Here is a 22,487-nt window from a genome sequence, read left to right on the forward strand (position 1 = left end):
TTCCTAAAGGACACGGCCAGCGACGGCGTCGAGTTTCGCAACCAGTGCGGGATCACGTTTATCGGGCGCGGTCATCACCGCGTATTCGAGCGCACGGTCACAGCCGTGGGGGCAAGGGGTACGGTCTGTGCCAAGCAGGGCGGGCAAGCGGCTGATCAGGTCTTGGGCTTTGGTTCCGTTGCCTTGGAGTGTTTTGATCACATCACTGACGTCGACTGCACCATGATCGGGGTGCCAGCTGTCATAATCGGTGACCATCGCGACGGAGGCATAACAAATCTCGGCTTCGCGGGCGAGTTTGGCTTCGGGCATATTGGTCATGCCGATCACGTCGCAGCCCCATGCGCGGTAGAGTTTGCTTTCAGCCATAGAAGAGAATTGTGGCCCTTCCATCGCGAGATAGGTTCCGCCGGTGTGGATCGTGATCCCCGCAGCGCGGCCGGCAGTTGCGCAGGCCTCTGACAGGCGCGCGCAGGTCGGGTGGGCCACGCTAACATGTGCCATACAGCCGGTGCCGAAAAAGGATTTTTCGCGGGCAAAGGTGCGGTCAATGAATTGATCGACAATCACAAAATCACCGGGCGCCATGTCTTCACGAAATGACCCGCAGGCGCTGATGCTGATGATGTCGGTTACACCCAGCCGTTTCAGCGCGTCAATGTTCGCGCGGTAGGGCACAGTCGTAGGCGAATGCACATGCCCCCGCCCGTGACGCGGCAGGAACACCATGTCTACGCCGTCCAAACGCCCCGTCAACACATCATCAGAAGGGGTGCCCCATGCGCTTGGGGCGGTGACCCATGTCGCATTTTCGAGCCCGTCCATGTTGTAAATGCCCGAACCACCGATGATTCCGATTTTTGTCTGCATGGTCTGCCCTGCTGTCGTTGCGACGCTACATTGTCGCGGATCAATCCGAAATGGAAGCCCGTGTGCCCTGCCAATGCTGCAATACCGCATAATCGGTCAGGGTACGGTAATATCAACAGCGCGCGCATTGGTGACAGCCACGCGCCGTGCATCTTTGTGATCGTCACATGCCGGGACGAAACAGATTATCCCTATTCACCGGGGCGTTGCAGGCTAAAGACCTCGCGGATCGCGGAATAGTCACGATATCCAAGCCGTGTGAGCGGCTGAAAGGTGGTCACGTCAAACTTGCCATCGACCAGGCAGTTGTCGCGGATATGCACGCCTGTGACCTCGCCGAAGACCGCGAAATTGGCCTCGCCCGGCAATTGTATGATCTGGGTCAGCTTGCATTCCAGTGTCGCAGGGGCGTTCAGGACGCGGGGGCAATTAATCGTTTCGCATTCGCCCTTGTCGATGCCTGCAAGGGCGAACTCATCAGTCTCACGGTCCCAAGACCCGGATGTCTGGTTCATCACATCGCGCGCGGCATATTCGACGACATTCACCGCAAAGACGCCTGTGTCGCGGATGTTGGCTACGGAATCTTTGGTGCCATCGCGGTCGGGTTTGCTGCTGGTTGAGGCAAACATGACCTGAGGCGGCACATAGGCCACGGCGTTGAAGAAGGAATAAGGCGCAAGATTGTCTTGGCCATCTGCACCGCGCGTTGCAATCCACCCGATCGGGCGTGGTGATACAATGGCGTTGAACGGATTATGCGGCAGGTCGTGGCCATTTTTAGGTTCGTAGAACATGCAATGCCTTTTCGTTTTGTTGCCCAACAGGTAGCGTCTGGGTAGCGCGTGGCCAGGTGAAAGACAAATGCAACAAACGGCAATCACATTGGCCCAGGAAACAGCGGATGACTGGTGGGAAGTTGAGGCGCTTTATGATCTTTGCTTTGCGCCGGGACGGTCTGCATTGTCGTCTTATCGCTTGCGCGAAGGTGTTGACCCGATTGGTCCGCTTTGTCTGACAGCACGGGATGCCAACGGGATTCTGGCCGGTGCGGTGCGCAACTGGCCTGTTTTGGTGGGGGGGCAACAGGCGGTCCTGCTTGGCCCAATCGCCGTTCACCCGACGCGACAGGGCGAGGGGGTGGCCGCTGTGCTCATGCAGCGCTGTTTGGCGAATGCGCGTGACTTGGGATGGTCGCGGTTGATGCTTGTGGGTGACGCGCCCTACTATCAACGTTTCGGGTTTGAACGGCTCGACGGTGTTACCATGCCCCCGCCAACGAACCCTGATCGTGTGCTGGGTATCGCTCTTTCTGAGGGTGCTTGGGATAGCGTGACGGGCATGGTCACATCGCTGCGCGATTGAAATTGGCCTCTGCTATCCCCATTTCGAAGGGATGAATGACAAAAGCGCCACGATGAAAGAGATCAATCCTTCGAACCCGCAACCACCGCTTAGCGATGCGGCACGGGTTGAAATTGCTGCTTTGGCCGCGCGTCAACGCAAGGCAAATGGCATGTTGATGACCGCAATCAACTATGTCGGCGGGCAGGTCGAAGACGGGCTCAAAATGCTGCCCGCAGGTGTCCGTGGCCAGATGGACGATCTGGCACGCACGGCATTGCGCCATAGTTTTGACATCGCAAGCCAGTCGCGCAAGGGGCGCGGGCAGACGATTGGCTCGGACCGTATTCACAAGATTTTGGGGACAATTTCAGGTGCCTTTGGTGGTGTTGGCGGTTTGCCAACCGCACTTGCCGAATTGCCCGTGGCAACCACTGTGATTTTCCGTGCCGTCCATCATGTGGCGGTGACTTACGGGGAAGATCCGGATGCGGAGGAAACCAAGGTTGAATGCCTTGCCGTCTTTGGTGCGGGCGGACCGGGGAGTGGCGATGACGGGATTGATACGGCCTTTATCGGTGCGCGGCTCAGTATCTCGGGTGCGGCTGTAAACGGGTTGATCAGCAAAGTGGCCCCGAAGTTTGCCGCTGTCCTGTCGCAAAAGCTGGCGACACAGGCGGTACCTATTTTGGGTGCCGCAGCGGGCGCAGGCACCAATTACGCCTTTGTCGATTACTACGTCTCGATGGCCCATGTGCATTTCGGGCTGCGCCGCTTGGCGCGCATTTATGGTGAACAGGCAGTCACGGATCATTTCCACGCGGTTCTGGCCGCAGGCAAGCTGCCTCAGACCTGATAGACCAGCCAGTCGGCCACAGCGCGGCGCACGGATTGGTCGCCATTCGCGATCGCTTCGTCCATCACCGCCTTCACCTCATCGAGGTTCACGCGGCGCAAGAGATGCTTGACCGGACCGACCGAGGCAGGGCGCATTGACAGGGTGCGCAGGCCAAGGGCGGCAAAGCAAAGCGCCTCAACAGGACGCCCTGCATCTTCGCCACAGAAGGACAGCGGTGTTCCGCTTTTCTCACAACGCTTGATGACAAGGCTCAGGAAGGACAGAAAGCTGGTGTCCAGCGTATCGTAGCGTTTGCGCACGCGCTCATTCTCGCGGTCGGCAGCAAAGAAGAACTGTTTGAGGTCGTTACCGCCAATGGAAATGAAATCGACTTCTTCGAAAAAAGCATCCGGCGCATAGGCGAGCGAGGGTGTTTCCAGCATCGCGCCCACGTCGAGTTTGGACGGCAAGGCGTGGCCCAATTTGGTTTCGCGCGCAATGGCCTTGTCCATTTCGGCGCGTGCTGCACGAAACTCATTCATCTGGGTGATAAAGGGGAACATCACGGTCAGGGGCTGACCGTTTGCAGCGCGCAGAAGTGCTTGCAACTGCATCCGCAAGACGCCTGGCTTATCAAGTCCCACACGGATCGCACGCCACCCCATCGCGGGGTTCGGTTCATCATTGGGCTTCATATAGGTCAGCACTTTGTCCGACCCGATATCAAGTGTGCGAAACGCCACCCGCTTGCCGTCTGCGGCTTTGAGCACACGCGCATAAAGCGCTGAAAGCTCGGCGCGGCGCGGCATCTGGGTGCGGATCAGGAACTGCAATTCAGTCCGGAAGAGCCCGACGCCTTCCGCACCCGAGCCCGCCAGCGACGGCAGGTCCGCAATCAGGCCTGCGTTCATCTGCAAGGAGATACGCGTGCCACATTTGGTTTCCGCAGGCAGGTCGCGGATTGAGGCATAGCGTTCCTGCGCGCGCGTCTGCATCGCGATTTTGTCGCGGAACGCGGCTTGCACGGTCTCATCAGGGCGCAAATGCGCGATGCCCTGATCGCCATCGACAAGGATCGGGTCGCCGTTCAAGGCCTCACGGGTGACGCCTTTGGCGTTGATGATGAGCGGGATCGCCCAAGCCCGTGCTACAATGGCGGCGTGACTGCCGACCGAGCCTTCTTCGAGCACGATGCCGCGGATTTTCTTGCCATACTCCAAGAGTTCTCCGGGCCCGATATTGCGGGCCACAAGAATCGGATTGTCGGGCATGTCCGCGCGCGCCTCGGCGCCTTGGCCGGTCAGAATACGCAGCAAGCGGTTGGAGAGATCATCAAGATCATGCAACCGTTCGCGCAGGTAGGGGTCAGCGGCACGCGATAGACGTGCGCGGGCGTGTGATTGCTCTTTTTCGACCGCGGCCTCGGCAGAGAGACCGCTTTTGACGTCCTCCTCCATCCGCTTGAGCCAACTGGTCGAATTGGCAAACATGCGGTAGGCCTCAAGCACCTGCACCTGATCGGCATCAACCGAGCGTGCGCCGATCAGCATGTTGTCAACGCCCTTGCGCAGGTCCTCGATGGCGTCGCGCAGACGTGCACCTTCGGTTTCAGGGTCTTCCGAAATCGGATTTGTGACCACAACGCGGGGTTCGTGCAGGTAAACGACACCCTCGCTGGCCCCTTCCTGCGCAATCGAGCCGCGCAGCATGACAGGCTGTTGGTGGCGGGCCGAAAGTGCGGCACCTTCACCGACAAAGGCGCCCAACTCGGTCATCTCGGCGATAACCATCGCTACGATTTCAAGCGCGTAGACCTCATCCGGCGTGTATTCACGGGCCGCTTTGGACTGGACGACCAGCACGCCCAGTACATCGCCAAGACGCTGGATCGGGACGCCGCAGAAAGACGAATAACGCTCTTCCCCTGTCTCGGGCATATAGCGAAAGCCCTTGGCCGCTGGCGCATCAGCGGTGTTGATGACCGTGCGGCTCTTGGCGGTACGCCCGACAAGCCCCTCGCCCAATCGCATCCGCGTCTGGTGCACAGCATCTGCCTCGAGGCCTTTGGTTGCACAAAGCTCAAGCGTTTCAGCATCGCGGAACAGATAGATCGAGCACACTTCGGTGCCCATCGAATCAGCGATCAGGTTCACCACGGCATCCAGCCGCGCCTGACCCTCGTTGTCAGCCGCGAGCGCCTCGCGCAGCCGTCCAAGCAGCTTGCGGCTTTCGCTTTCTAGCCGATGTGGCATAGCCCCTCCTGTGGAACGGGCTGGCACACAAATGCGTCAGCCCGCTTTTTCCAATTCGAAAGCATCATGCAGGGCTTGCACGGCAAGTTCCATGTATTTTCTGTCGATCAATACGGAAATCTTGATCTCGGAGGTTGTAATGACCTTAATGTTCACACCTTCAGCGGAAAGCACACGGAACATCTTGGCCGCGACGCCGGTATGGCTGCGCATGCCGATCCCCACGACGCTGACTTTGGCCACGCCTTCGTCAGCAACGAGGTCGTGAAAATTGATCGCGCCGCTCGCCTTGGCATCCTGCATCGCCTTTTCAGCGCGTTTCACCTGATCGGTCGGGCAAGAGAACGTCATATCCGTGCGCCCTTCTTCCGAGATGTTTTGCACGATCATGTCGACGTTTACGCCAGCCTCGGACAGCGGCCCAAAGATCGCGGCGGCAATGCCGGGGCGGTCGGCGACCGAGATCAGGGTCATTTTCGCTTCGTCGCGTGAATAGGCGACACCGGCTACAACATTGGATTCCATGATTTCCTCCTCATCGCAGACCAGCGTTCCGGCGCTGTCCGATGGTTCTTCGAATGATGACAGCACCCGCAGGCGCACTTTATAGCGCATGGCCAGTTCGACCGAGCGGGTTTGCAAAACCTTTGCACCCAATGAGGCCAGTTCCAGCATTTCCTCGAAGGCGATCTTGTCGAGCTTGCGCGCCTTGCTCGTGATGCGCGGGTCCGTCGTGTAGACGCCGTCAACATCAGTGTAGATATCGCAACGTTCCGCCCCGAACGCGGCGGCAAAGGCCACGGCTGTTGTATCAGATCCACCGCGCCCCAAGGTGGTGATGCGGCCTTCGGGGCTGATGCCCTGAAAACCGGCCACGACGGCAACTTTCATGCCTTCGCCGAACTTGGCGTTGATCTTTTCGGTGGGTATCTCTTCGATGCGTGCGTTCGAATGGGCCGAGGTGGTTTTGACAGGCACCTGCCAGCCCTGCCAGCTGCGCGCGGGGATATCCATTTCCTGCAAACGCAGTGCCATCAGGCCCGCGGTCACGTTTTCGCCTGATGACACGATCGCATCATATTCGCGTGCATCATAAAGCGGGGATGTTTCATTGACCCAGCCGACAAGTTCGTTGGTCTTGCCCGACATCGCCGAGACAATAACGATCACATCATAGCCATTGGCGACCTCGACAGCTACGCGTTTTGCCGCGCGTGCGATACGGTCAAGGTTGGCCACCGAAGTGCCGCCAAATTTCATCACGAGCGTTGGCATGGGCTATCTTTCGAAAACGTCTGAATAATCAGCGCTTCCTTTACTGTGCGTGGTCGCAAAGGGCAAATAGTTAGTAAGGGTGCTCCTGCCCGTCCCATGTCAGAAAACAGCCCGTCGTCTGCAGGCTCAGTTCGGCAAATCTCGCGGCCAGCCCTGCGGCGCTTTCTTCCATCGAAATGTCGGCACTGTCGCCGCCCATGTCGGTGCGTACCCAGCCGGGATGATAGATGCCGACAGCGATCCCTTCTGGTGCCAGATCAGTGGCCAGGTTGCGCCCGAGGTTGAGCGCTGCAGCCTTGCTGGCCCGATAGATGTAACTGCCGCCGGGGGCACGCGTGTGTGACGCCATCTGCGACGAGATGATCGCGATTTTGCCTGCTTTGGCGCGCTGCAAATGAGGCAGGAGGTGTTGGATCGTCAGGAAGACGCCGGTGACGTTTGCTGCAAACATCTGTTCCCACATGTCTGCGGGGTAGCCCCCGGCCAATGTTTGCCCTTTGTCGAGATAAACACCTGCGTTGCAGACCAGAAGATCAATCGGCCTATCCCCAAGACGCGCCGCCAAGGCGGCATGTGATGCGGGGTCTGTGACATCAAGTTCATACATCGGCCCTGCATCAGCGGCGCGATGCGTGCCGATGACAGGTTCGCCCGCGTCAGCATAAAGTCCCATAAGCGCCTGACCAATCCCGCGATTGGCCCCTGTGATCAGTGTCGTCATAAGGTGTCCTGTCTTTGGGGCTCAGTTCGTCTTCTTGCGTGGCATGAAGGGCAGCGGCACGACTGGAATACCATCCTCCACCAGCTTTTTGGCCTCGTTCAGGTTGGCCTCGCCGTAAATCGGGCGTTCGGGGACAAGGCCGTCATGCATATCGCGGGCCTCTTTGACAAATCCCTTACCGACATAGTCGGAATGCGCCTCTACTTTCTCACGCAATGCGGCGAGGTCGGCCTCGGAGGGTTTCGGAGCCGTGATCCGCGATGATGTGCTGACAGCTGGTGCCATGATCGTCTTGCGGACCTTGGTGGTGCCGCAGGTGGTGCAATTCACCAAATTGGCCGCGACAAGCTTGTCAAAGGCCTCGCCCGACTGGAACCAGCTTTCGAATTCGTGGTCTTCTTCACATTTGAGGTGGAAACGGATCATCACAACCTATCGCTTACATCTAAATGATAAATAGGCCTTTTGCGCGGGGCTGCAAGCGGCTGCTAGCGCAGGATCTTATGTGGCTTAAACCCCGCGACAATGCGCTTTAGTTCCGGCTCTTTGATTTTCTTGGCGGCTTTGGCGGGCGACATCCACTTGCGGCGGCGCTGCTCTTTTTCGGGCCAGTCCGCATGCACGTGGGTGACATGAAGCGGATAAACCATCGTGACGATTGGGGCGTTATCTACTTTTTGCGGCTTGCTGTAGCTGAACACCCCAAGACAGAAATCAATGGCCTCACCACTTAGTCCCGCCTCTTCAAAGGCCTCCGTCGCGGCAGCGTTTGCAGGCGTTTGTTTGTGCATGGGCCAGCCCTTGGGGATGATCCAGCGTTTGCGTGTGCGGCTGGTAATCAGGCAAACCTGGACCTTATCGTTTTTCACACGCCAGCAGAGGGCCGCAAACTGGGCCCGTACGTCTGTTTTGTGTCCGGTCCGCAGCTTCAAGGGGAGCTGTTTTGCGACTGATTTTGCCATGTTCTCTGCCGCAAATCGCATTACATCAGATTATATGTCAGACGTTATGCAAGCATCCCTTCCACACGCAACCCCACACGCGCGATTTATCGGGTCCGAGATTTATCGGCACTCCAGCTATGGGGCGTGGCATCCGTTGCGCGTGCCGCGTGTCTCGACGGTCATGGACCTTGCGCGCAGCATCGGTTGGCTGCCGCCTGCGCAGTTTATCACCAGTCCGCGCGCCAAGGCGGCGGCGCTTACGGGATATCATACACCGACCTATCTGGCCGCGTTGCAGGCGGCTGAAGCGGCGCAGAGTGTGAGTGAGCAGATACGCCTGAAACACAATTTGGGCACGCCTTCCAATCCGATATTCAAGGAAATGTTCCGCAGGCCTGCCACCGCTGCGGGTGCGTCGCTTTTGGCGGGCGAACTGCTGCGCGACGGCGGTGTAATCTATTCCCCCGCAGGCGGCACGCATCACGGGTTGCCAGACCGCGCAAACGGCTTTTGCTACCTCAATGATCCGGTGCTGGCGATCCAGTCCTTGCGGCGCAACGGCGCCCAGAAGATTGCCTATATTGATATCGACGCCCACCACCCTGACGGGGTCGAGCATGCTTTTGCCTATGATGCGGATACGCTGCAAATCTCGGTGCATGAGGTAAACCGCTGGCCGCGGACAGGTGCTTTGGCGGACATGGGTGTAGGGCAGGTCTATAACCTGCCTGTGCCAGCAGGGTTGAATGACACCGAAATGGCGCTGATCCGCGACACACTGATTTTGCCTTTGGTGGCTGATTTCGGCCCTGATGCGATTGTCCTGCAATGCGGGGCAGATGCGGTGGCAGAAGACCGCCAATCGCGGCTAGCCCTGTCAAACAACGCCCATTGGGCGATTGTCGCAGCCCTGCGCCCGCTGTCGCCGCGTTATCTGGTCCTAGGGGGAGGCGGCTATAACCCGTGGTCGGTGGGCCGGCTCTGGACGGGGGTTTGGGCAACGCTGAATGGCTACGACATTCCGGATGTCCTGCCGCCCGCATCCCAAGCGATCCTCGGTGCTTTGACGTGGACCAGCCCGCTGCGCAAACACCATCCCGAAGCGCACTGGATCACCACACTGCGCGACACCCCGCGCGAAGGGCCGATCAGCGATGCTGTGCGCACGGGCGTGCAGTCATTGGCGATGCGTCGCCCGCGCTGGGCCTGACCCTTGCAAGGGGGCGTAAACGCCCTGATAGTCGCGCCATGAGATTACACATGCTTTTGATCGGGTTTTTTCTGACACTGACCGCCGCTGCAGCGCGGGCCGATGTGCTGATCTTTGCCGCGGCCAGCCTGAAAGAACCCGTCGATCGGATTGCGGCGCAGTTTGATGATGTTGTTGTCTCTTATGGCGGCAGTGGCACCATGGCGCGGCAGGTCAGTTTCGGTGCGCCTGCGGACATTGTGCTTCTGGCGAATACCGATTGGATGGATGTCCTGGTCGCGGGCGATCATGTGCAAGCCGAGAGCGTGTTTGATTTTGCCAGCAACCGCTTGGTGATGATCGGGCCTGAAGGTGCCGGCCCCGTGCCGCTGACATCAGAGGCGATCTTGGACGCATTGGAGGCAGGGCGTATGGCCGTCGGGCTTACGCAGGCAGTTCCGGCAGGCATATACGCCAAGGCTGCGTTGCAGTCGCTGGGCTTGTGGGAGGCGATTGAGGACAAGCTGGCCGAAGTGGACAATGTGCGTGCCGCACTGGCGTTGGTGGCGCGCGGGCAGGCGCCTTTGGGAATCGTTTATCAAAGCGACACGCGGATCACGCAGGATGTGGCCCAAGTTGCTCTGTTTCCGGCCGACAGCCATCCGCCGATACGCTATGTTGCAGCGCTGACCAATAACGCTGACATCGCCGCGCAAGACGTGCTGACCTATCTGCGCGGACCGCAGGGCCAGACGATTTTGGCAGAGGCCGGTTTGCTGCCGCCTGCGGACGATCCGTCATGATCGACGCGCTCGGGCCTGCGGAATGGACCGCGATCTGGTTGTCGTTGCGTGTGGCACTGGTGGCCACCTTGGCGGCACTCCCGGTGGCGATTTGGGTGGCGTATATCCTGGCGCGGAAATCCTTTCCGGGCCGGCAGTTGTTGAATGGTCTGGTGCATTTGCCGTTGGTCTTGCCGCCTGTGGTCACGGGGTATCTTTTGCTAGTGCTTTTCGGCCAACAAGGGCCGGTAGGCAGTCTGCTGTACCAGACCTTTGGCATCAGTTTTGCCTTTCGCTGGACGGGGGCGGCACTGGCGGCCGCGATCATGGCGTTTCCCCTGATGGTGCGCGCGATCCGGCTTGGGTTTGAGGCCGTTGATCCGGGATTGGAGGAGACGGCATCTACCCTTGGTGCGTCGCGCATGCGGGTTTGGCGCACGGTGACACTGCCCTTGGTCGTGCCGGGTATCCTCGCGGGCGCGATATTGGGCTTTGCGAAGGCGCTGGGCGAGTTTGGCGCGACGATCACTTTTGTCGCCGCGATCCCTGGCCAGACCCAGACCATCCCTACCGCGATCTATGGTCTGTTGCAGGTGCCGGGAAGTGAGCCCGCGGTTTTATCACTGGTCGTGGTGTCGGTCATCCTTGCGATGGGCGCGCTCATCCTGTCCGAGTGGCTGGCCCGCCGCATGGCCAAGCGGGTGACAGGCAGATGATCACGGTTGATATCCAAAAGCGGCTGGGCATGTTTGACCTCGATGTGCAATTCGAGGCACCCAAAGGCGTGACGGCGATTTTTGGGCGTTCGGGGTCGGGCAAAACGTCACTGGTCAATGCTGTTGCGGGGCTCTTGCGCCCGGATTTGGGGCGGATCGCGGTCGGTGATGCCGTTCTCTTTGATGCGGCGACCCGCCAGCACCTGCCGCCGCACAAACGGCGTATCGGTTATGTGTTCCAAGACGCGCGTCTTTTCCCGCATATGACCGTTCAGCGAAATCTGACCTATGGTGGCGATCATGATGCAGCCCGCGTGATTGATGTGCTGGGGCTTTCGCATCTGCTCGCGCGGATGCCAGCAGGTCTGTCTGGGGGCGAGCGCCAGCGCGTGGCTCTGGGCCGTGCGCTGATGTGTGATCCGCAGCTATTGTTGATGGATGAACCGCTTGCTGCCCTTGATGCCCCGCGTAAGGCTGAAATCCTGCCGTTCATCGAACGGCTGCGCGATGAGGTCGAAACACCCATGCTTTATGTCAGCCATGATGTGTCCGAGGTCGCCCGCTTGGCTACGACACTTGTGGTGCTGGACGCAGGCCATGTGGTGGCCTCTGGACCGGTAGGTCAGGTATTGTCCCAGCCCGAAACGATGCCGTTGGTCGGCGTCCGCGCAGCGGGTGCGGTGATCACCACCAAAGTTGCGGGGCGGTTGCTGGATGACGGATTGACAGAACTTGCCTTTTCTGGCGGACGTTTGATCTTGCCGGGGATTTTGGGCGTGTTGGGCCAAACAATCCGTGTGCGTATTCCGGCGCAGGATGTGATCCTCTCAACGGTCGCCCCGCAAGGTTTGAGCGCATTGAATGTCCTGCCCGTTGAAATCACCCGTGTTGAACAAGGGCGCGGCCCCGGTGTTGCGGTCGGGCTGCGTGCGGGGAATGATCACCTCTTGGCGCGTGTGACACGGCGCAGCGCATTGCGGATGAATTTGGCGGTAGGACAGAAGATTTATGCCATCATCAAGGCAACCGCGGTTGGGCCAGAAGACATCGGGCAATGATCAGGTTTCTGTCGTACAGTCGAAGAGACCAAGTAAATCTGCGGCCAGCGCATCGGTTTGCGTGCTTGCAATCTTGATTGCGCGGCCTGCGTTTTCGGCGATGCGCGGCAAATCACCTGACACCAGCGCCTTCGCGATATCATCGGCAGTCGCGACCGCAATAGCACCTGAAGCATCGGCCAGTTGCGCAAAGTCGGTTTTGAAATTGGCGACCCGCGGCCCGTGCAATATGGCACAGCCCAAAGCAGCGGCTTCCCACGGGTTATGCCCCTCGACATCGCCGAATGTCCCGCCGATCAACACGGTTTGGGCGAGGCGATAGATCAGGCCAAGGTCACCGTAAGTATCACAGAGCCAGACGGCATCATCCGGCGCTGGAACCTCCCCCTTGGACCGACGCGGGCCAATTTCCTCAAGGGTGTGCTGTGGCAGTCTGGGGGCAATGATGAGAAGCGCGGTTGAATCTGTGTCGCGCAGTTTCTGATGGGCTGTACGTGCAAGCGCAATATCGTCTGGATGCGCGGGGGCTACGGCCCAAATGCGGCGCTGGGCGAGCGTTCTCTGTAGCCTCTCCAATTCCGCCTCATCACAGACCAACAATGGCGCGGCAGGTTTGAGCGATCCTGTGACCTTCACCTTTGCGCCAAGTGAGGCGAGATGTGCTGCGGTCGCGGCATCCTGCGCAGTGATCATTGCCATCGCGCTGTAAAGATCGCGGTAAAGCCCCGCTGCCCTTTGGTGCGACCGGAATGACGCAGCATTCATGCGCGCGGCCACCATGCATTGCGGCACTTGGCGACTGGCCAGATCGCTAACCATGCCCGGCCAGAGGTCTTGCTCGACCCAGATGCACAGATCAGGGCGAAAATGATCGAGGAAACGGCGGCGAAAGGCGGGCGCATCAAGCGGCAAAAACTGATGCGTCGTCCGGGGTGGAGCGTTCTTGGCAAAGACTTCGGCCGAGGTAGCCGTGGTCGATGTCACAAGGAATGACAGATCAGGCCGTTGCTGCCCCAGACGTGCGATCAGGCCGCGCAGGGAAAGCACTTCGCCCAATCCGACCGCGTGAAGCCATATCAATGGACCGTCAGGGCGTGGGGCGAGGTTTCGGCCCATCTTTTCCTGCCAGCGCGTCGGGTGTTCCTTGCCGCGCTGCAATCGGCGGCGCAGCACAGGCTTGGCGGCGGGTGCAATCAGATGGCTTGCAGCAAGATAGCTGCGCAACGCCAAACCCCGATGCATGTCAGCTGGGGATGTCATGAAATGTCTTTTGCAAGGAGCTCTGCCAGAAATCCTCGGATTTCAGGGCGTCCACAAAGCGCTCGGATGCGCTGCCACCGCCAAAGGCGTCGTGACGCGGGTATGCCTCGCCCCATCTGTTCTGCAAGAATGTATTGATCGCTGCAGTATCTGTCGCATCGGCGAAAAAGACGGATGGTGATTTGGCGCGATTGGTCTGGCGTGTGCCAATATCAAGGGATGGCAGGCCAAGGAACGGGGCTTCGCGCACACCTGCCGATGAATTGCCAACCATCGCTTTGGCATTCTTCATCAGTTCCGAGAAGTGAGCGAAACGCATGGACGGCAGAACGCGGAACCGCTCGTTGGGCAAGCGGGCAATCGCATCAAAAATAGCAGCAGACCCGGGGTCATTGTTCGGGGCGATGACGACAAAATTGCGCCCTGACCGATCAAGCGCGTCGAATAGTGCGTCGGCTTGCGCGCCCATCGTGTCGGCTTCGGAGGTGACAGGATGGAAAACACAAATGCCATAATCACCGAAAGGTATGGCATAGCGCTCGCGAACTTGGGCAAGGGTGACGCCCGATGGCCCTGCGTGAAAATCCAGCTCGGGCGATCCGATGGCGCGGATATTCGCTTCAGGCTCGCCCAGCGCCATCACGCGCCGTGCAGCATCCTGCGATGAGACAAAATGCTGACTGGCCAGTTTGCTGTTACAATGACGGTAGATCTCATCAATCGTGCCCGAAACCTCGCCGCCTTCGATATGGGCGCAACGGATATAGTTGGTGGCACAAACCAGCGCGCAAGCAAGCGCCTCAACCCGGTCACCGTGGATCACCACAAGATCGGGGGCGTATTCCTTTACGAAATCCGAAAACCCGATGATCGTCTTGGCCAACACCATATCCTGTGGATCGCCAGGCCGCTGGTTGAGGAATTCATGAACCTGTACTCCGGATGTGCGGTGCACCTCCAGTTTGGTCAGCCCGTAGCGTTTGAGCATGTGCATCCCGGTCGTGAAGAACGACACGTCAAACCCTGCATCCCGCGTGGCAACGGCCAAAGGCTCAAGCTTGCCAAAATCGGCCCGTGTTCCGGTGACAAAAAGAACTGTGCGCGGCATCCCGATTCCCAAATCAATACGCTATCGGATGTCCCGATCCTTGCTGGAATGAAGGTTACCGTGATGTCGCCGGAAAGGAAACGGGCTTTGGCCTTGGGCGCGTTGCGTTCTTGCCCAAGTCGTCAGCTGCGTTTATCTAAGCGCTTGACCTTATCAGGCGTCATCCTTAGGTGACATGCTTACGAGGCGAGTGGGCAGGTAGGTTATGCAGCGGATTGCAAATCCGTGTAGACCGGTTCGATTCCGGTACTCGCCTCCATTTAATTTCAATGGCTTAGTAGTGAGCACAGCATCTGTGGCCAGCCAAGTCCAAACATTCTGCTTTTGCTCTGTTGGAATTTGCTGCGCCTGAATCGCTCTCGCGCGTTGCCGAACTTGTCGTGTGGCGGAGACGAAGGGATTCGAACCCTCGAGACGGTTTCCCGCCTACTCCCTTAGCAGGGGAGCGCCTTCGACCACTCGGCCACGTCTCCGCCGACGCGTCTAGCAGGAACAAACTGCGGATCACAAGTAGAATCTTGGATTTTGCGGGCTTTACGTCTTTGCTGTTCTGCCTGCCGATTTCGCAGCGGGGCGGACGTTGCGAAAAAGGACAAAGTGAAATAGAACAAAGAGTGAACATTAAGAGGGATTCGGTGTGTCGTGTGTGACCCCACTTCGTTTACACAAAGCTTTGGCAGAGCAGGGGGCGCGTGCTGCGCCAATCGCCCATACCTTGTCAGAGGCTTTTGCGAGCCACCCTGCAGACGCCAGTGCCGTGGGTTTTGCTCTCTCGCGGCTGCCACGCGGTACGGCGCCTGTCCTATGGGTGCAGGATCGGTTGTCCCGCAAAGAGGCGGGGCGTCCTGCGCTGGCGGGAATGTGTGTGGATCGTCCGGTGATTATGGTCGATCTTTCGCGTGCCATGGACGTGTTGTGGGCGATGGAGGACGGGTTGCGCTGTCGCAGTCTTGGCGCTGTGATTGGCGAGATTTGGGGCGATCCGCCCTGTCTGGATTTTACCGCAACCAAGCGACTGGCCTTGCGCGCAGAGGCCGGCGATGTGCCCTGCTGGTTGATCCGCAGGGCGGCCAGCCCCGATCTCAGCGCTGCGCGCGAACGTTGGCGTATTACAAGTATTCCCTCTGCCCCGCATCCGCACGATCCGCAGGCCCCCGGCGCGCCGCGCTGGGCGCTCGATCTGTTTCGCGCGCGCCATACCAGGCCCGGCCAATGGGTGGCCAGCTATGACCGCGCGACGGATCGTGTCGATCTCGCTGCCCCAGTTCGCGATCGAGCGGTGGATGCGCGTGATGGAACGGCAGGGGAACGCACCGCCGGATGATATCCCCGTGGTGCTGGCCCGCGAGGGGCAGCATGGGCCGGTTATTCATGCAGCCAACCGGACCGCGCGGCTTGAAGGGATCACGCCGGGATCGCGGGTGGTCGATATGCGCGCGATTTGCCCCGAACTGCAGGTCGCATATGCCGATGAGGCAGGCGATCGTGCCGCCCTTGACCGGCTGGTCCTTTGGGCGCGCCGGTGGTGCCCGTGGACGGTGCGGGATGGCGATGACGGGCTCATTCTGGATACCACAGGGGCCGACCATCTTTGGGGGGGTGAGGCGGCCATGCTGGTCGAGATGGAAACGCAGTTATCCTTGCTGGGTCTGACCGCGCGGTTGGCGGTGGCGCCCACATGGGGGGCGGCCTGGGCGCTTGCGCGTTTCGGTCCGGTGCGCGCGATCTGCGGGGCGGATGAGATTTATTTCAAACTGGGGGCCTTGCCGGTGGCCGGTTTGCGGCTGGATGCGCCGACGCTGCTTTTGCTGCGCCGCCTGGGGTTGAAAACCATTGGTGCGGTCATGGATGTCCCGCGCCTGTCGCTGACCCGCCGCTTTGTGAAGGCAGGGTTGCAGGCCAATCCCCTGATGCGGCTGGACCAGTTGATGGGCAAATTGGCTGAACCTGTCTCCAGCGTCGATGCCAAGCCTGTGATCCGCGCGCAGGCCCGCCTCGCCGAGCCGATTTTTGATCCAACACCCCATCTGCCGGAGCTTTGCGCGGACCTCTGTGACCAGTTGAAACAAGCCGGGCAGGGCTGCCGGCGCCTGCATCTGATGGTTTATAGAACGGACGGTGATGTCAGCCATGTTGATGTCGCGACCTCTGCGCCCACACGCGATCCTGCGCATTTGCAGGGTCTTTTTCGGGATAAGCTGGAACGTATCAACCCCGGTTTCGGGTTTGACCTGATCACGCTTGCGGCAGGTGCGGTGGAGGAAATGCAGGATCGCCAAACCCGTTTGGAGGGCGGGGCGGACGATGACCTTCATCTGACACAGCTGATTGACCGGCTCAGCGCGAAATTCGGGCCCCGCGCCGTTACCCGCCCGATCTTGCGTCAAAGCCATCTGCCGGAACGGGCTGAGGCGCAGATTGCAGCGCTGGCCTCGGTTCCTGAGACGGGTGTGGTTTTGACCAAAGAACGCCCCCTGCGCCTGCTTGATCACCCCGAAGAGGTGCGCGTGCTCTACGCCGTGCCTGAAGGCCCGCCTGCACAATTTGTCTGGCGCAGGCAAACACACCGTGTGGCCCGTTATGCAGGGCCCGAACGGATCGCGCCCGAGTGGTGGAAGGACCGCCCCGGCACGCGGTTGCGTGACTATTTCAAGGTTGAGAACCAGACGGGTCTGCGGTTGTGGCTGTATCGCGAAGGCCTGCATGAGGATGGGCGCGGGGGGGATCCGCGCTGGTTTGTGCATGGGTTTTTCGCATGAACCTGTGGTGCATATTGTGGGTTTGGGATGCCTCCGGCAGTGGGGTGAGTGGCGTCTTGGAAACTGTCCAGTGGACAGTTTCAGCCGCGAACGGGCGGAGCCCATTTGGCAAGATGATAAGCCTGTCGGATCGGGGGGTGGAAAATGCCTGAAAACGACCACCAACACCCCCGACGTACGCTGGATGGCGATGATTTTCCGCCAAACCCCCGGGCATCCTTTGTCGAACTGGGGGTGACGACCTGTTTTTCCTTTCTGCGCGGGGCCTCAGATGCGGTGGATCTGGCTGCAACCGCTTGGGCGCTGGGCTATGATGCCTTGGGCTGTGCGGATCTCAACACGATGGCCGGTGTTGTGCGCCTGCACACCGAAGCAACCAAGGCGAAGATTCGCCCTGTCATTGGGTGCCGTATCCAGCTGGTCAGTGGTGAGGCTTTCCTTGCCTATCCCAGAGACCGTGCCGCTTATGGGCGGCTGTGCACCTTGCTGTCCAAGGGCAAAATGCACGGGGTTGATGGCGCGTGGCAGGACAAGGGGGCCTGCGATATCACGCTGGGTGATTTGGCCCAGCAGAGCGCAGGGGTGCAGTTGATCGCACTGCCAGGTGCAGACCTGAATCATTTCAGTGCCGGTTTGCGGCGGCTGACCCGTGCGTTGCCGACGCTGAAACATATCGCGGCGAGCTATCTTTATCGCGGCGATGATCGCGCGCGGATCAACCGGCTTGATGCACTGGCCCGTGCCAACGGGCTCTCTATTCTGGCGACGAATGACGTGCATTATCACGCCGCCGACAGGCGCCCTTTGCAGGATGTCATGACCTGCATCCTGCACAAAACCACGATCCACAAAGCGGGGTTTCTGCTGGATGCCAACGCCGAACGACACCTGAAATCGCCGGCGCAAATGGAACGGCTTTTCGCCGAATGGCCCCATGCAATCGCGGCAACCCGCAACGTGGCGGATGCGTGCAGTTTTAACCTGACCGAACTGGCCTATGAGTACCCGCGCGAGACGGTGCCGGATGGGTCTACTGCGCAAGAACACCTTGAAGCGCTGACATGGAAAGGGGCCGCCACCCGCTACCCCGAGGGTGTCCCGCCTGAGATCACGGCAGTCCTGCGCAAAGAACTGGCCCTGATTGCCAAGCTTGATATCGCCCAGTATTTTCTGACCATCGAACAGATCGTTGATTTCGCGCGCCACCAGACCACGCCGGAAATCCTGTGTCAGGGCAGGGGCTCTGCGGCGAATTCCGCTGTCTGTTACGTGCTTGGGATTACCTCTGTTGATCCCAACAAGAACGATCTGCTGTTCGAGCGGTTTATCAGCGAAGAGCGCCGCGAACCCCCTGATATCGACGTGGATTTCGAACATGAACGCCGTGAAGAGGTGATCCAGCATATCTACCGAAAATACGGGCGCCACCGTGCCGCCCTATGTGCGACCGTGATCCACTACCGGCCCCGCATGGCGGTGCGCGAGGTGGGCAAAGTCATGGGCCTGTCCGAGGATATCACAACCGCATTGGCCAAAACCATCTGGGGGTCATGGGGGCGCGAAGTGGGCGCGCGCGAGGCGGCCGAGGCAGGGATCGACCTGCGCGATCCGCTGATGGCGCGCACCATCAAACTGGCCGACCAGATGATCGGCATGCCGCGGCATCTGGGCCAGCATGTGGGGGGCTTTGTCCTGACCGAAAAACCGCTGGTGGAAACTGTGCCCATCGGCAATGGCGCGATGCCCGATCGCAGTTTTATCGAATGGGACAAGGATGACATCGACGCGTTGCGCATCCTCAAGGTTGATGTGTTGGCGCTTGGCATGTTGACATGTATCCGCAAGGCCTTTGATCTGATTGATGCCCATTACGGCAAGCGCTTCACCCTTGCCACGGTCCCGCAAGAGGACCCGGCGGTTTATGATATGTTGTGTCGTGGGGACAGTCTGGGCACCTTTCAGGTGGAAAGCCGCGCACAGATGAACATGCTGCCGCGCCTGAAACCGCGTGAATTCTACGATCTGGTCATTCAGGTCGCCATCGTGCGGCCCGGGCCCATTCAGGGGGACATGGTCCATCCCTATCTGCGCCGCCGCAGTGGCAAGGAACCGCCGGAATATCCATCCCCCGGTCCGGGGCATGATCCTGACGAACTGCGCAAAGTGCTGGGGCGCACTCTTGGTGTGCCGATCTTTCAGGAACAGGCGATGAAAATCGCCATGGTCGCGGCGGAGTTTTCCACCAAAGAAGCCAATGAGCTACGCAAAGCCATGGCCACCTTCCGGTCCCGCGGCACCATTGGTGCGCTTGAGGACAAGATGGTCAGCCGCATGATCAAACGCGGCTATGATCCGGAATTTGCGGCACGCTGTTTCAACCAGATCAAAGGCTTCGGCGACTACGGCTTCCCCGAAAGCCATGCCGCCAGTTTCGCGCATCTGGTCTATATTTCTTGCTGGCTGAAGTGCCATTATCCGGATGTGTTCTGTGCGGCCTTGCTCAATTCCCAGCCGATGGGGTTTTACGCCCCCGCCCAGATCGTGCGCGATGCCCGCGAACATCAGGTGATCGTGCGGGCAGCTGATGTGAATTATTCGGATTGGGACAATACGCTGGAACCCGTCAGCCCCGGTGTCTTTGCCGTGCGGTTGGGCCTGCGCCAGATTGACGGGATGCGGCAGGAGATGGGGCAGCGTGTGATGGATGCCCGCACGGCACCTTTCACCGATTTGGCCGACCTGAAAGAACGCGCGCGGCTTGATGCGGGCACAATGCGCAAACTCGCCGCCGCCGATGCGTTGCGATCCATGACACTTGACCGGCGACAAGCGCTTTGGGACGCGCGCGCCCTGCGCGACGCACCGGACCTGCCGCTTTTTGCGGACACCCGCGATGAGGGGGAAGAACAGCGTTTTGACCTGCCCCAGATGCCTGTGTGCGAACATGTGGTGGCGGACTACCAGACGACGCGACTGTCACTCAAAGCGCATCCGATGTCCTTCCTGCGCCGCAGTATGGACAAACAGGGCTATGCCCCGACCCGTGCCCTGCAGGACATGCGCAACGGGTGGCAGATCAAACTGGCTGGCATCGTATTGATCCGGCAACGCCCGGGCAGTGCCAAGGGCGTGTGCTTCATCACGCTTGAGGATGAAACCGGTGTGGCCAATCTGGTGGTGTGGCCCAAGGTGATGGAGGCTTATCGCAAGGTCATCATGCGGGCCCGCGTCATTGACGTACGCGGGACCATCCAGCGCGATGCCGATGTGATCCATGTGGTCGCCCATCACCTGACCGACCGCAGTGATGCGCTGGAACGGCTATCGCATGACCGGATGGAGGCACCATTGGCGCGCGCGGATGAGATCAAAAAGGCCATACCACATGACCCAAGGGGCAGGCATCCGCGCGATGTGCGGGTCATCCCCAAGTCGCGAGATTTTCACTAGCTCAGGCCAGCTTAAGTCCCCGTCGCCTTGTGTGATGTGTTATCGATGATTGAAAAATTTCCCTTATTTTGCTCTCTGGCAGCGCGTTGTGGTGTGCGGAACCCTTTCAACGAGTCGGACAACCGCAGAGATTCATCGCGCAAAAACCGGACAGCAGTGCCCGTCTGCTCGACCATCGACGCATTCTTCTGGGTCATATTATCCAAGGTCCGGACGCTACCGTTGATTTCATCAAGATCACTGGCCTGTCGGCGGACGGATTGCGCGATATCCGATACGAGCCCGCCGAGGGATTCGACATGTTCCAACACTTCACCAAGCTTAAGGCCTGTATTCTGCACCAGTTTATTGCCGGATTGAATCTCGGCAGCACTGGTCGATATCAGCGCCTTGATTTCCTTTGCCGAATCCGTGGCATTCTTGGCAAGCCCGCGCACTTCGGAGGCGACAACAGCAAATCCGCGACCTGCATCACCGGCACGTGCCGCTTCAACACCTGCATTCAATGCAAGCAGATTTGTTTGAAAGGCGATATCTTCGATCACGCCAATAATCTTGGTGATTTCACCCGATGATGCCTCGATACGCCCGATTGATTGCATCGCGGCTTCCAATGCTGTGCGACTATCCGACGAAAGCGATTGGCTGCGGGTTGCGGCCGCATCCGCCTGATCCGCTTTTTGTACAATTTGCGTTGTCTCCTCGGTCAAGCGGTTCAGCGAAGTCGCTGAACCCGCCAGTGTTTTGGCCTGACTTTCGACGCGCGTTGCCAGTTCAGCGGATTCCGCACCGATCGACTGGCCGATCCTTTCGACTTCATCGGCAATGCTGCCAATGTCCGAAATGGTCTGTGAAAGATGCGTCACGAACTGGTTAAAGTCATCACGCAGCGCAGCATAATCCTGCGGGAAGCTTTCACCATAGCGCGCGGAGACCCGCACCATCAGATCCTGTTTCGCAAGTTTTTCCAGCGCATCGCGCAAAGCACTCACCGCGAAGGCTTGCTCGGCCTGTGCGGTTTCAGAGGCCTGTTTCACGGCTTCCGCGCGTTTCAATTCGTCCTGAAATCCTGAAATTTCTTTTGCGATCGCACCGATCTGGTCTTTGCGCGCGATAAAAGGAATTGTTTCATGCAAATGGCCCTGTGCCACTTGCGAAATCCGGTCTGCCAGAATGCTCAGCGGGTGCAAAAGCCACGAAATCAGCACTGCCAATGAAGCAGCACCAACAAGAATAATCGCTGCCGCCGTTCCGGACCCCAACCAGAAGCTTGATGCAAGTGCCGCGTCGATCCGCGTGCGTTCGACACCTACGTAGAAAATCCCGATTACGTCACCGCGGCTATCAATGACCGGTTCGTAAATCGTCAGATAGGGTTTGCCGAGAATCACCGCTTCTCCGCGAAATGTTTGCTTGTTTCTCACGACATCGAACACTGGATTGGTGGTCCCCAAGGGTGTGCCAACGGCGCGTTCCCCATTAGGCTTGATAATATTTGTCGTGCGCCGAATGAAATCACCTGCGCCCTGATCCCACACAAATACGGTCGCTGTTTCCCCTGATATTGCACCGACGCGATCGATCAAACGGTGGTCATCAAAAGCAGGAATCGCGTCCCAATTCACGGATGTGACAGCGCCATCTGCCCCGTATGACACTGCGATATCATCGAATTGATCCATGAAAGTTGATGTCAGAATGCGCAGCCCTGTATTCTGTTCCAACTGCGCTTTTTCCAATAACGTCTGTTTTTGTGAATATTGCAGAACGCCGATCACCATCGCAAACAGGGCTGCGATAAGGATCACCGAACTGATGATCAATTGACCACGCAGTGACATGTTCGAGATGAAATTGCGCATGCGGTATACTCCGGATTTCCTTGCAGGTTAGAGGTCTCGCGCAAAACCCTTGTCAAACA

Annotated in this window: 19 protein-coding genes and 2 tRNA genes; 10 read left to right on the top strand and 11 right to left on the bottom strand. The window is 59.1% G+C overall.

Features of this window, described 5'->3' with window-relative positions:
- Window positions 1–3 precede the first annotated feature (3 nt).
- On the bottom strand, window positions 4–870 hold the full coding sequence (locus B0B09_RS16915; RefSeq protein WP_076661069.1) for an S-methyl-5'-thioadenosine phosphorylase: 867 nt from the start codon (window positions 868–870) through the stop codon (window positions 4–6).
- A gap of 191 nt (window positions 871–1,061) precedes the next feature.
- Window positions 1,062–1,667 carry a flavin reductase family protein gene (locus B0B09_RS16920; protein WP_076661070.1) on the bottom strand — a complete coding sequence of 202 codons (606 nt, stop codon included), beginning with the start codon at window positions 1,665–1,667 and terminating at the stop codon, window positions 1,062–1,064.
- Window positions 1,668–1,734: 67 nt separating this feature from the next.
- On the opposite strand from B0B09_RS16920, the gene B0B09_RS16925 reads away from it, so the two are divergent.
- Complete coding sequence (locus tag B0B09_RS16925) at window positions 1,735–2,235, top strand: GNAT family N-acetyltransferase (protein ID WP_076661071.1); 501 nt, start codon at window positions 1,735–1,737, stop codon at window positions 2,233–2,235.
- Window positions 2,236–2,266: 31 nt separating this feature from the next.
- Window positions 2,267–3,070, top strand: coding sequence for an EcsC family protein (locus tag B0B09_RS16930; RefSeq protein WP_076661072.1), 804 nt, complete (start codon window positions 2,267–2,269; stop codon window positions 3,068–3,070).
- Here B0B09_RS16930 and ptsP read toward each other — a convergent pair.
- The 5 genes from ptsP to B0B09_RS16955 form a co-directional block, all read right to left on the bottom strand.
- Window positions 3,061–5,304, bottom strand: a complete 2,244-nt coding sequence (ptsP, locus tag B0B09_RS16935; protein WP_076661073.1) for a phosphoenolpyruvate--protein phosphotransferase — start codon at window positions 5,302–5,304, stop codon at window positions 3,061–3,063. The genes B0B09_RS16930 and ptsP overlap by 10 nt on opposite strands.
- A gap of 36 nt (window positions 5,305–5,340) precedes the next feature.
- Complete coding sequence (locus B0B09_RS16940; RefSeq protein ID WP_076661074.1) at window positions 5,341–6,579, bottom strand: aspartate kinase; 1,239 nt, start codon at window positions 6,577–6,579, stop codon at window positions 5,341–5,343.
- Window positions 6,580–6,649: 70 nt separating this feature from the next.
- Window positions 6,650–7,300, bottom strand: a complete 651-nt coding sequence (locus tag B0B09_RS16945; RefSeq protein ID WP_076661075.1) for an SDR family oxidoreductase — start codon at window positions 7,298–7,300, stop codon at window positions 6,650–6,652.
- 21 nt (window positions 7,301–7,321) lie between these two features.
- Window positions 7,322–7,726, bottom strand: a complete 405-nt coding sequence (locus tag B0B09_RS16950) for a DUF1178 family protein (protein WP_076661076.1) — start codon at window positions 7,724–7,726, stop codon at window positions 7,322–7,324.
- A 62-nt stretch (window positions 7,727–7,788) separates the two neighbouring features.
- On the bottom strand, window positions 7,789–8,262 hold the full coding sequence (locus B0B09_RS16955) for an NUDIX hydrolase (RefSeq protein WP_076661077.1): 474 nt from the start codon (window positions 8,260–8,262) through the stop codon (window positions 7,789–7,791).
- Window positions 8,263–8,308: 46 nt separating this feature from the next.
- Here B0B09_RS16955 and B0B09_RS16960 point away from each other — a divergent pair, with 46 nt between their 5' ends.
- The 4 genes from B0B09_RS16960 to modC are packed head-to-tail and all read left to right on the top strand — an operon-like array spanning window position 8,309 to window position 11,989.
- Window positions 8,309–9,454 (top strand): arginase family protein, encoded by a 1,146-nt coding sequence (locus tag B0B09_RS16960; RefSeq protein WP_242654490.1) that lies wholly within the window; start codon window positions 8,309–8,311, stop codon window positions 9,452–9,454.
- A gap of 38 nt (window positions 9,455–9,492) precedes the next feature.
- Window positions 9,493–10,236: a molybdate ABC transporter substrate-binding protein gene (gene modA / locus B0B09_RS16965; RefSeq protein WP_076661078.1), complete on the top strand. Its 744-nt coding sequence runs from the start codon at window positions 9,493–9,495 to the stop codon at window positions 10,234–10,236.
- Window positions 10,233–10,931: a molybdate ABC transporter permease subunit gene (modB, locus tag B0B09_RS16970; protein ID WP_076661079.1), complete on the top strand. Its 699-nt coding sequence runs from the start codon at window positions 10,233–10,235 to the stop codon at window positions 10,929–10,931. Before modA ends, modB begins: the two co-directional genes overlap by 4 nt.
- Window positions 10,928–11,989, top strand: a complete 1,062-nt coding sequence (modC, locus tag B0B09_RS16975; RefSeq protein WP_076661080.1) for a molybdenum ABC transporter ATP-binding protein — start codon at window positions 10,928–10,930, stop codon at window positions 11,987–11,989. Before modB ends, modC begins: the two co-directional genes overlap by 4 nt.
- Here modC and B0B09_RS16980 read toward each other — a convergent pair whose 3' ends face one another.
- Both B0B09_RS16980 and neuC read right to left on the bottom strand, forming a co-directional pair.
- Window positions 11,990–13,249, bottom strand: a complete 1,260-nt coding sequence (locus B0B09_RS16980) for a 3-deoxy-D-manno-octulosonic acid transferase (RefSeq protein WP_076661081.1) — start codon at window positions 13,247–13,249, stop codon at window positions 11,990–11,992. It lies immediately after the preceding gene.
- Complete coding sequence (gene neuC / locus B0B09_RS16985; RefSeq protein ID WP_076661184.1) at window positions 13,233–14,357, bottom strand: UDP-N-acetylglucosamine 2-epimerase; 1,125 nt, start codon at window positions 14,355–14,357, stop codon at window positions 13,233–13,235. The genes B0B09_RS16980 and neuC overlap by 17 nt, the downstream gene beginning before the upstream one ends.
- Before the next feature lie 185 nt (window positions 14,358–14,542).
- Here neuC and B0B09_RS16990 point away from each other — a divergent pair.
- A tRNA-Cys gene (locus B0B09_RS16990) sits at window positions 14,543–14,616 on the top strand.
- A gap of 124 nt (window positions 14,617–14,740) precedes the next feature.
- On the opposite strand, the gene B0B09_RS16995 is transcribed toward B0B09_RS16990, so the two are convergent.
- Window positions 14,741–14,830, bottom strand: a tRNA-Ser gene (locus tag B0B09_RS16995).
- Window positions 14,831–15,003: 173 nt separating this feature from the next.
- Here B0B09_RS16995 and B0B09_RS17000 point away from each other — a divergent pair.
- The 3 genes from B0B09_RS17000 (at window position 15,004) to B0B09_RS17010 (ending at window position 20,566) form a co-directional block, all read left to right on the top strand.
- Window positions 15,004–15,681, top strand: a complete 678-nt coding sequence (locus B0B09_RS17000; RefSeq protein ID WP_110550001.1) for an ImuA family protein — start codon at window positions 15,004–15,006, stop codon at window positions 15,679–15,681.
- Entirely contained in the window at window positions 15,650–17,116 is a 1,467-nt protein-coding gene (locus B0B09_RS17005; protein ID WP_207552175.1) for a Y-family DNA polymerase, read from the top strand. Before B0B09_RS17000 ends, B0B09_RS17005 begins: the two co-directional genes overlap by 32 nt.
- A gap of 144 nt (window positions 17,117–17,260) precedes the next feature.
- Complete coding sequence (locus B0B09_RS17010; RefSeq protein ID WP_076661084.1) at window positions 17,261–20,566, top strand: error-prone DNA polymerase; 3,306 nt, start codon at window positions 17,261–17,263, stop codon at window positions 20,564–20,566.
- Between the two features lie 11 nt (window positions 20,567–20,577).
- Here B0B09_RS17010 and B0B09_RS17015 read toward each other — a convergent pair whose 3' ends face one another.
- Window positions 20,578–22,428 (bottom strand): methyl-accepting chemotaxis protein, encoded by a 1,851-nt coding sequence (locus tag B0B09_RS17015; protein WP_076661085.1) that lies wholly within the window; start codon window positions 22,426–22,428, stop codon window positions 20,578–20,580.
- Window positions 22,429–22,487 lie beyond the last annotated feature (59 nt).

Source organism: Yoonia rosea (genome assembly GCF_900156505.1).
Lineage (GTDB): Bacteria > Pseudomonadota > Alphaproteobacteria > Rhodobacterales > Rhodobacteraceae > Yoonia > Yoonia rosea.

Excerpts from the sequence above, each read along its gene's own strand:
- B0B09_RS16955 (WP_076661077.1), bottom strand. The coding sequence starts at position 8,262 with ATGGCAAAATCAGTCGCAAAACAGCTCCCCTTGAAGCTGCGGACCGGA.
- modA (WP_076661078.1), top strand. The coding sequence starts at position 9,493 with ATGAGATTACACATGCTTTTGATCGGGTTTTTTCTGACACTGACCGCC.
- B0B09_RS17010 (WP_076661084.1), top strand. The coding sequence starts at position 17,261 with ATGCCTGAAAACGACCACCAACACCCCCGACGTACGCTGGATGGCGAT.
- B0B09_RS16945 (WP_076661075.1), bottom strand. The coding sequence starts at position 7,300 with ATGACGACACTGATCACAGGGGCCAATCGCGGGATTGGTCAGGCGCTT.
- modB (WP_076661079.1), top strand. The coding sequence starts at position 10,233 with ATGATCGACGCGCTCGGGCCTGCGGAATGGACCGCGATCTGGTTGTCG.
- B0B09_RS16960 (WP_242654490.1), top strand. The coding sequence starts at position 8,309 with ATGCAAGCATCCCTTCCACACGCAACCCCACACGCGCGATTTATCGGG.
- B0B09_RS16915 (WP_076661069.1), bottom strand. The coding sequence starts at position 870 with ATGCAGACAAAAATCGGAATCATCGGTGGTTCGGGCATTTACAACATG.
- ptsP (WP_076661073.1), bottom strand. The coding sequence starts at position 5,304 with ATGCCACATCGGCTAGAAAGCGAAAGCCGCAAGCTGCTTGGACGGCTG.
- B0B09_RS16925 (WP_076661071.1), top strand. The coding sequence starts at position 1,735 with ATGCAACAAACGGCAATCACATTGGCCCAGGAAACAGCGGATGACTGG.
- B0B09_RS16930 (WP_076661072.1), top strand. The coding sequence starts at position 2,267 with ATGAATGACAAAAGCGCCACGATGAAAGAGATCAATCCTTCGAACCCG.
- B0B09_RS16940 (WP_076661074.1), bottom strand. The coding sequence starts at position 6,579 with ATGCCAACGCTCGTGATGAAATTTGGCGGCACTTCGGTGGCCAACCTT.
- B0B09_RS17015 (WP_076661085.1), bottom strand. The coding sequence starts at position 22,428 with ATGCGCAATTTCATCTCGAACATGTCACTGCGTGGTCAATTGATCATC.
- neuC (WP_076661184.1), bottom strand. The coding sequence starts at position 14,357 with ATGCCGCGCACAGTTCTTTTTGTCACCGGAACACGGGCCGATTTTGGC.
- B0B09_RS16920 (WP_076661070.1), bottom strand. The coding sequence starts at position 1,667 with ATGTTCTACGAACCTAAAAATGGCCACGACCTGCCGCATAATCCGTTC.
- modC (WP_076661080.1), top strand. The coding sequence starts at position 10,928 with ATGATCACGGTTGATATCCAAAAGCGGCTGGGCATGTTTGACCTCGAT.
- B0B09_RS17005 (WP_207552175.1), top strand. The coding sequence starts at position 15,650 with ATGGAACGGCAGGGGAACGCACCGCCGGATGATATCCCCGTGGTGCTG.
- B0B09_RS16950 (WP_076661076.1), bottom strand. The coding sequence starts at position 7,726 with ATGATCCGTTTCCACCTCAAATGTGAAGAAGACCACGAATTCGAAAGC.
- B0B09_RS16980 (WP_076661081.1), bottom strand. The coding sequence starts at position 13,249 with ATGACATCCCCAGCTGACATGCATCGGGGTTTGGCGTTGCGCAGCTAT.